9 protein-coding genes and 1 tRNA gene are annotated in these 8,838 nt (G+C 55.0%); 2 read left to right on the top strand and 8 right to left on the bottom strand.

Going from position 1 to position 8,838, the window contains the following annotated elements:
• The 6 genes from ACP5OT_RS07370 to trpA form a co-directional block, all read right to left on the bottom strand.
• A partial coding sequence (locus ACP5OT_RS07370) for a tetratricopeptide repeat protein (protein WP_428131768.1) occupies positions 1-1,260 on the bottom strand: 1,260 nt, incomplete at its 3' end.
• A 243-nt stretch (positions 1,261-1,503) separates the two neighbouring features.
• Positions 1,504-1,580 (bottom strand) — tRNA-Pro (locus ACP5OT_RS07365).
• A 36-nt stretch (positions 1,581-1,616) separates the two neighbouring features.
• Positions 1,617-1,874: an ABC transporter ATP-binding protein gene (locus ACP5OT_RS07360; protein ID WP_424674829.1), complete on the bottom strand. Its 258-nt coding sequence runs from the start codon at positions 1,872-1,874 to the stop codon at positions 1,617-1,619.
• A gap of 198 nt (positions 1,875-2,072) precedes the next feature.
• Positions 2,073-3,014 carry an acetamidase/formamidase family protein gene (locus ACP5OT_RS07355; protein WP_015941528.1) on the bottom strand — a complete coding sequence of 314 codons (942 nt, stop codon included), beginning with the start codon at positions 3,012-3,014 and terminating at the stop codon, positions 2,073-2,075.
• Positions 3,015-3,041: 27 nt separating this feature from the next.
• The gene (locus tag ACP5OT_RS07350; RefSeq protein WP_015941527.1) at positions 3,042-3,275 is read right to left on the bottom strand and encodes an Lrp/AsnC family transcriptional regulator; all 234 of its coding nucleotides are present in this window, start codon (positions 3,273-3,275) and stop codon (positions 3,042-3,044) included.
• A 68-nt stretch (positions 3,276-3,343) separates the two neighbouring features.
• On the bottom strand, positions 3,344-4,147 hold the full coding sequence (gene trpA / locus ACP5OT_RS07345; protein WP_424674830.1) for a tryptophan synthase subunit alpha: 804 nt from the start codon (positions 4,145-4,147) through the stop codon (positions 3,344-3,346).
• A gap of 172 nt (positions 4,148-4,319) precedes the next feature.
• Between trpA and ACP5OT_RS07340 the strand changes: the two genes are divergently transcribed.
• The gene (locus ACP5OT_RS07340) at positions 4,320-5,738 is read left to right on the top strand and encodes a BCD family MFS transporter (RefSeq protein ID WP_424674831.1); all 1,419 of its coding nucleotides are present in this window, start codon (positions 4,320-4,322) and stop codon (positions 5,736-5,738) included.
• On the opposite strand, the gene ACP5OT_RS07335 is transcribed toward ACP5OT_RS07340, so the two are convergent.
• Complete coding sequence (locus ACP5OT_RS07335) at positions 5,735-6,181, bottom strand: nitrilase-related carbon-nitrogen hydrolase (RefSeq protein WP_424674832.1); 447 nt, start codon at positions 6,179-6,181, stop codon at positions 5,735-5,737. The genes ACP5OT_RS07340 and ACP5OT_RS07335 overlap by 4 nt on opposite strands.
• 54 nt (positions 6,182-6,235) lie before the next feature.
• Positions 6,236-7,192, bottom strand: coding sequence for a hypothetical protein (locus ACP5OT_RS07330; RefSeq protein WP_424674833.1), 957 nt, complete (start codon positions 7,190-7,192; stop codon positions 6,236-6,238).
• Between the two features lie 123 nt (positions 7,193-7,315).
• Between ACP5OT_RS07330 and ACP5OT_RS07325 the strand changes: the two genes are divergently transcribed.
• Positions 7,316-8,824, top strand: coding sequence for a M1 family metallopeptidase (locus ACP5OT_RS07325; protein ID WP_428131764.1), 1,509 nt, complete (start codon positions 7,316-7,318; stop codon positions 8,822-8,824).
• Positions 8,825-8,838: the final 14 nt, after the last annotated feature.

The raw sequence follows: 8,838 nt of genomic DNA, 5'->3' as shown, positions 1-8,838 counted from the left end.
CGCGCTTGGCGCCGCCGTCCCCTCGAACTGCGCGATCTCCTCCGCCGACAACCCCAAATCCGCCAGCGAGAACGGCTTTAGTTCCGGCTCAGCGGACGCGCTTGGCGCCGCCGTCCCCTCGAACTGCGCGATCTCCTCCGCCGACAACCCCAAATCCGCCAGCGAGAACGGCTGAAGTTCTGGCTCGGCAGATGGCTCTGAAACTTGCACACCAATCTCATCGAGAGTCAAGCCGGTAGGGGTCACCTTTGCACCGGACAAATTAAAAGCATCAAATTCATCTCCCCCCACGACCGCGGGTCGCGACTCCACAACCTGGGTGGTCGGAGGTGAGAAGAGTAGCATCGCCAATAAATCATCATCTGAAACACCGGCAGCAACCGGAGCCGGCTGTACCGCCGGTGTCAGCCAACTCTCGTCAGCAAAGAAATCATCAACCGGTGCGGTTGCTGCCGGCGAAGCAGCGGCAGCCCGCTTCGCCCGCCACTCTGCTTCGTCCCATGCCGGTAGTGACACATCGGGAATCGGCACACCGACCGGCAACTTCTCAAACAACACACTAGCGACCGTCTGATAGGGATCGAGTCGTTGCGCAGCTCGCCAATGTTCGATCCCACTTTGGTCGCCCTTCTGAAGCAAGATTGTACCGAGGACAAGATGGGCTTTCAGCAAATGAGGACTAAGCTGCAACGCTTTGCGACACGTTTCGGCAGCTTCATCGAGTTGACTATGACGCCACAGGGCCTCGATCAAACCAACCCAGGCATCAAGGCGTTCAGGATGTTCAGCGATAAAGTGCTTAAATTCATTGATCGCCTGTGGCAGCATATAACCACGCGCATACAGGCGTGCCAAACCAGAGCGGCTGAGGCGCAACGCGGCGTGCTCGCTACCCCAAGCCTCGGTGTAGAGGCGCACCAACTGAGCGCGTAATTCGGGCATGTCAGGCCGAATTTCTAGCGCTTGCTCGAATTCAGCAATTGCCTTATCAAGACGGCCTTGCCACTCATACGCCATGCCAAGACCAACGTGGGCCGGGATATTTTCTGGATCGGCCTGCAACACTTGCTCAAACGTAGCAATCGCAGCCGACAAATCGCGTTGTGCTAAATACGCTTCGCCGAGAATCCGCTGCGCTTCCAAATTATCGGGATGGTAGGTGAGAATATGCTGGGTCAGGCCAATTGCCTGCTCAATCTGGTTTGCCTCGAGGAATGTTCTGGCTTGTGTATAGGCATCTTGCAGGCTAATAGTCGCCATCCCGGTTCCTCCCACATGATGTGTTGGCGCCGCCTGAAAAAGAGAAGTTATGCGTTGAGGGAACGCAATAGCAGCGCGAATGGTGTTCGCCACATGCTTGCAGTATAGCGCTGAATAATGGGAGGTGTCAAGAACAATCACTCATTTTTACGGTATCGCCGCCGAAAAGACCGTTTACGGAACGAAGAAAATGCACAAAAATACGTAAACGCTGGCAAGCAACACTTGCCAGCGTTCACCGTATGGTCGGGGCGACTGGATTTGAACCAGCGACCTCCTGAACCCCATTCAGGTGCGCTACCGGTCTGCGCTACGCCCCGAACGCGCCTTGATTATACCCCGGTTAAGGCGAAGAGTCAACCTTCACGCCAGATATGTGAGGCAAAAAAGCCTAATGCAGCACCAAACGGGAGTGCGCCAATGCCCCATATCAGAATTGAAGGGAGTAGCACAGACAGCCACTGTTCCCAACCGGCGTCCGGGGAGAGTTGTCCGGTAAATAGACCGATCACGGCTGTAAACAGCCCACCCAACACCATTGCCACGAACGCCAGTATCAACGCACCACGTACAGCCCATCGTAATCGGCGCGCAGGTGAAGGATCGTGTGCCATCACATCCGTACCCACAGATATACAGACTACCCGGTATGGTAGCGAGAAAGCGCGGACCGTCAACTCAGCCTAAACACAACCACCAGACGGTTAGTGTTCACACCCAACCCTGTTCGTATCGCTACCATACCATCCGCAGTATCTTAGCTTAACCTTTCGCACAACGTGCGAACCAATACAGTTTCTCCGCCAGACATGTTATGACCGAAACACACTCAGTGCCATGTAGAATGATACACACCAGTTGGGCGCATCAACGATCTGGCTAATCCGTAGATCGCCGGCCAAACTACACAACACATATGCATCTTCCCGACTAAGCTGATAATTGTCGGTCAACCACTCGATCATATCACGCACCGCATTGCGGGCATTCTCCATCAAATCAGGCCCAATTGCCGTCGTCACGTAATAGCCACGAGCATCGTAAGCCGGTTGAATCGGGCCAGGCGGCGTATGAAAATGATAACGCCACGGCTTGAGTGAGCGTCCCTTGATCACGTGAAAACGCAGCGAAAATTGCATCGGACACTCGATCCCGGTTACACACACTTCGCCATCACCTTGCGCTGCGTGGCAATCACCCGCCGAAAAGAGTGCTCCGGGTACAAACACCGGCAGATACAATGTTGCACCGACATTGAGGTGGCGCGTGTCGATATTGCCACCGCCTTTTCCGGTTGGCAAGACATCAAATGCACCGGGTTCATCGAGCGCAACCCCCATCGTACCGCAGAAGGGTTGGAGTGGAATATGAATATCATCGCGTAACGGCGCCGTTTGACCGTTACTGAGATCAAAGTGGCGGATATAAGGTTCTGTAAAATCTTGGGCGAGTAACCCCAAACCAGGAATGATACCCGTCCACCCCCAATCAAGCGGTTGGAGACGGAGAATCTCAACTGCAAGAATATCACCGGGCTGCGCATCCTTGACAAAGATCGGGCCGGCCAACGGGTAAAGTTGGGAAAAATCGAGATTCATCAATACGCTTGCGTCACACCCGGGTGTCACCTGATTATTTGTCACTTCCGCCGTCTCACAATGGACAACGTCACCTGACTCAATCTCGATTGCCGGTGGTAGACTATTGTCCCATTTGTGGTGAACCTTGCCCCTCTCCAACACATACTCGGCCATCACACAGCTCCTCTCACCCACGCGATCTCACCCGATAACCATACACGTGATGGTTCGCTTCACCCCACTAATCGCGTGAATATCGTTCATAACCAGCCGACCGATCTGACGCGGATCAGGGGTTTGGACGGTAGCAACGATGTCATACGGGCCGGTCACAGCATCAACCGCGATCAGACCATCAATCGCGCGCAATGCAGTCAGCACCTCGCCGATCTTTCCGGACTCGGCCTCGATCAACACGTATGCTCGCGCTTCCATGATCTCCTCCTCTCCTCAAACGGCTTGAGAACACCCCTTTAGCTCGACACCACCTCATACGCGCCGTGCTAATGTACACGTTCGGTCGCGCTCACCAATTCACGGATGTAGGCCATAGCACCGGATACCCGCTCCGATGGGGCCAACCGTTCAAGCCGGTCGATCAACGCACTCCCCACAATTGCCCCGTCGGCCAACCGAGCCACCTCCGCGACATGGGATGGCTGGCTGATACCAAAACCGACCACGAGCGGCAGATCGGTTTGTTGACGTACTGTGGTGATCAGATCGGCAAGGTTAGCAGCTAACGTCTGCCGGGCGCCGGTAACACCGGTCAACGACACGATATAGAGAAAGCCACTCGCGTGAGTCACAATCTGCGTGACCCGGGTCGGCGGTGTGGTTGGCGCAATGAACATAATGAGATTAAGATGGTGGGCAGCCGCGATTGGGCGCAACTCGGCCGCCTCTTCAAGCGGCAGATCGGGAATGATCCAACCATCACCACCGGCAGCGGCTAAGTCGGCGCAAGCCCGTTCGAGGCCATAACGTAACAACGGATTGTAGTAGCCCATTAAGAGCAACGGAGCCTTGACATTCCGAGCACGTAGTTGGGCCACCGTAGTAATACAATCGGCAATCGTCACTCCGTTCTCCAACGCACGCTGCGTCGCGCGCTGGATGGTTGCACCATCGGCTAATGGATCCGAGAAAGGGATGCCCAGTTCAAACAGACTGGCTCCCACCGCTTCCAACGCCGGCACCAACTCAAGCGTGCTTTCCCGTTCGGGAAAACCAACCGTCAGGTATGGCATCAGGGCGATTCGCCCAGATGATCGTAGGCGAGCAAAGGTTTCGGTAATGCGATTCATAGAATCATACGATGTGGTAGCGAAAAACAAGTTGTGCTTATCATCATACCACAGAAGCACTATCCCGCAGAGCTGTTTCGCTCCTATTGATGCATACCATATTTTATATTGCATGTCCGTGCGTGCTATAATATGACACTACAACCTTGCTTTTAGCACGAGGAGCCTTGCTATGGCGATGGCAGATACCTTGCTGCGTCCGGTGCGTCAGGTGCAACACTGGTTGGAAGCCCATCCCCGGGTGCGAATGTGGCTACGTGTGTTTCGCCTGAGTCTGTTCCAATTTGGGATGGGGCTTTCACTAGCGCCACTCACCGGTACGCTCAACCGCGTTCTGATCAATGAGTTAGGCATCGCCGCTTTTCTGGTTGGTTCCTTGTTGGCGCTGCACTATTTTATTTCGCCAGCCCGTGCCATTTTTGGCTATCGTTCTGACATCCATCGCGCTGCCGGGCGTTGGCGTACACCGTATCTTGTGTTAGGTGCAATGCTTACCTACGGCGGTTTAGCGACCGCACCTTTCTCGCTGATTTTGCTCAGTGGTGAAGGGTTTTTACCTTTTCCCCTCGCAGTCATCGTTTGTTTTGCCATCTTTTTTGCTTACGGGTTAGGGGTCAATATTGCCGAGACGATCTATCTCGCGATTGTCAGTGACGTGACGCCACCGGAAGAGCGTGGGCGGGTGTTGAGTGTGTTGTGGGTGGCGCTAGTCTTGGGCACGATTGTCGGATCGCTGTTGATCGGCGAGCTGTTGCTTGACTACAGTCATACTCGCCTGATACAAGTCATGCAAGGCTCGGCGCTTGCCTTTGTCTTCCTCACATTTATGTCAATGCTCGATCAAGAGCGGCTGAAGCCAAACGGTGAGTTGGTCGACTTTACACCGGTGCGGGTACGCGAAACGCTCGGTGAATCGCTGCGGATGCTGGCCGCTCAACGTCCACTACGTAATCTGTTTATCGTGCTGGCCCTCGCTACAACCGGCTTCGCCGTTCATGATGTCTTGCTCGAACCGTATGGCGGGCAGGTATTGGGTATGACCGTCGCCGAAACGACCCGCTTGACCGCAGTGTGGGGCGGCGGTATGCTTACCGCCATCGTGCTGACCGGTTGGCTGCTCTGGCGTGGTCATTCGGCACTGCGCCTACTCGGTAGTTCGACGTTGTTGGGCATTCTTGGTTTCGCGACGATTAGTCTATCAACGACCCCCGATCATATCGGTCAGTTCCTGGGCGGGATTGCTCTCATCGGTATGGGACGCGGGATGTTAATCGTCGGTGGTCTTTCGCTGGTGATGGGATTGTGCGACCGCGCTCATGCTGGTCTCTTTATCGCGCTCTGGGGCATTACCCAGGCCTTAGCCCAAGGGATAGGCACGATTAGTGCTGGCTTGGCCCGCGATGTGATCGGACGTATGAGCGGGGTCGTTGCAAATGGTTATATCGCCGTCTACCTCAGCGCACTGACGCTGATCGCGGTGGCCGGCGCAATACTGTTGATCTTGAGTTGGCGCGGCCAATTACGCGCCGAACAAGTGCGCTCGCCATGGAGCAGCCTCGACCAGGTTAATGCCGACCAGATTATCTTCTAGCGCCTACGACCGGGGTGCTTCAGTGTAGCACCGCTCGTTTGCCGTGTGGTACTGACCAGTAACCAACTGCCAACGGCAACGATGCTGAACCAACCAAACCAATCGCCAGCAGCCGTGTAGAGGGGCCGTTCAGGAACGGTGAATACCTGTCCGGCTTCTGCTACGGGCTGGTTGATCATGATCGCAAACACAATGCGGCCGACCGGATCAACGGCCAACGCCATCCCGATGGTGTTCCCGACAACTATAGCAACCCGATTCTCAACCGCGCGCAAAACCGTATCAGCAGCATGCGTGCGTGGAAACCGTGGATCGCCCATGAGATCATCATCAGCCGGCATTGCCACAATCTGGGCACCTGCCCGCGCTAGCATACGTGTTACTGCCGGTGTGTGACGATCATAACATACGCCTAATCCGACTCTATAGCGTGCGCTGCCCACTACCGAAATAGTGTATCATCTGCTGCCAGCGTTGCACCAATTGCGCAACCGGCTTCATACTACTATCCATGGCTGCAATACGTACTGCCACCAATTATTGAGCACGCCATCGGTCTCACCAGCAACCCGCGGCAGGTGATCGAGCCACCAGAGATGATGCAAACGCATATCACCGCCACCCCACTCGGTACAGTGCATTAGTCGGGCCGGTGCATTCAGGTCGGGAAACTGATACCACGCATCGGCCCGTGACCACACCGGTCGTGGATTACCCCAATCGTAGTCACGCTCACTTGAGGGAGCAAAATGAACGTTACCACACTCATCGAGTTGGGTGAAACGTACCCACAGATTACGCTCTGGGGGATGGTGGCGATAGACGTGGGCCATAATCGACTCGACGCGATGGCCAAAATTTTCGAGCATACATCCTACATCACGTTCGACGTTAAACCCCATGACAATATAGCGGCGTTGCACATCGGGTAAACGTAAAGGCGGGGCATTACACCAAAAGGCATCGGCGCCGATCATCCGGCTTTCGTAGTAGCCGGCATAGGGAAAACCAAACAGCCAAAGCTCATCAATCTCACCACGTGCAATCTCATTAGCCAACCCGATTTGGTCGAGTAATCGCTCATAATCGGCTTCATCGGGTTGATGAAACGGGATACGCCGTTCCCAAGCCGCCAAATACATCGCACTATTGTACCGAAAACCATCAATTTTGACCGGAAAGTCGGTATAATATCGCCGCATCACAATCTGGTAATCGGCAATCCCCCCCGAACACGCACGGAGATCGGCAATATACTGCTCGGCCAACATATCGGCATCGTACCAGCCCATCACCCGGCTCAGCACTGCCCCACCTCGTTCGGGAACTGGCGGATCGTGAACGATCATCGCTACCTTCAACCGTATCGGTACACCGGGCCGATCGCCACGAACGACCGATAGACGGGTATCGGTCTGCTGACGGTTACCGCGACCAAAAAGACGGTTTAACATCGGTGATCCCCATACGCTCGTTGCTGTCCTGCATGGTAGCACAACCGATACCGGTTGGAACACAGATAGAGTGTCGCGCCATCAGATATTCGGTGCCGGGCAAGGCATGCTATGATTAAGAGCATGATACGCTTCATACTGCTTATTGTCATCACCCTGATCGGTTCCGGCTCGTGGATACAACCGGCCGTCTTTCGCGACGAACCAGCCATGGCTACCGCGGTCGTCGATCCGTTCATTACAGCGCAAACCATTGCCATGCAGCCGGATTATATTACCGATCTCACCTATCAAGACTGGGATCGCTACACGATGCAGATTCAGCTCGATCCGGCGGCATTACAACTCAGTGGCAATCTAACTGTGCGGCTTACCAATCGCACAACGGTCGATTTCGATACGATCTGGTTTCATCTCTACCCCAATCACCCCGATTTTGGCGGCAGGCTCGATGTGACGTCGGCTCGGATTGATGACATTCCCGTCCCTTCACGTACCCTCCATAACGACACACTGATCGGGTTACAGATCCCACACCCCATTGCTCCCGGCCAGAGTACTACCGTGGCCATGACCTTCACCGCCCGTACCCCGCGTAACGCCAGCCGGAAGAGTTTCGGCGCCTACAATTTTGAAGCGGGGGTATGGTCAATCGCTTCGTTTTATCCAATGCTGGCCCGCTACATCGAAGGCATCGGTTGGGACACCCGTCCAATTGTGTCACGCGGTGATTTTACGGTGAGTGCGATTGCGCTGTACGATGTCACGGTTGAAGCACCGGTAGATTGGCAATTGGTGACGAGCGGCAGCCAACTCGAACAACACATACTCGCCGACGGTCGCCAACGGGTACGCTTTGTCAGCGGACCACAGCGTGAGTTCTACCTCGCAGCCCTACAGGGGCTGGTAGCAACCAGCGCCGACGTTGACGGAACACGAGTCATTAGCTACGTCCAGGCCAACGATCCTGACGCCGGTACCCGTAGTCTGGCAATCGCAACCACAGCTTTGCGCATCTTCAACCAACGATTTGGTGCGTATCCGTATGCCGAGTTCGAGATCATCCAAGCGGCGCTGACCCAATTTTATGGAATGGAATATCCGGGTGTTGTGCTGATCGAACAGCGCCTATACCGGCGCAACGACCATTTGCTCGAAACGACCATTGCCCATGAGATCAGTCATCAATGGTGGTATGGTCTTGTAGGCAACGATGCACAAGGTGAAGCCTGGCTCGATGAGGGTTTGGCCAGTTACAGTCAAATCCTGTATTATGAGATGACCGATAATCTCACCCAAGCTCAAACCGAACTAGACGCCTTCCGTGCCGCCTATCGGCGACTGCGCGAACGTAGCGGTGATGCCCCATTAGCGACACCGCCATCGGAGTTAGTCAACGGCCGCTACGTGCCGGTTGTCTACGCCAAAGGGGCACTCTTCTTTCACGCCCTCCGCCAACAGATCGGCGAAGCAGCATTCAATGACTTCTTGAAAGGGTACGTTGCGGCTGCTCGCTATCGCGAAATCGCCGGCCCTGATCTCCTCCGTGCTGCTGAAGAGGCCTGCGCCTGTAGCTTAGATGCAATGTTTCACAACTGGGTCATCACGGCGGAACCGGTAACGATACCGTGAGGTAGGGTCAGAAT

It is taken from the genome of Chloroflexus sp. (genome assembly GCF_049970315.1).
In the GTDB taxonomy this organism is placed as follows: Bacteria; Chloroflexota; Chloroflexia; order Chloroflexales; family Chloroflexaceae; genus Chloroflexus.
Note: the sequence above shows the minus strand (reverse complement) of the source record. Positions and strands in the feature narration are given on the sequence as shown.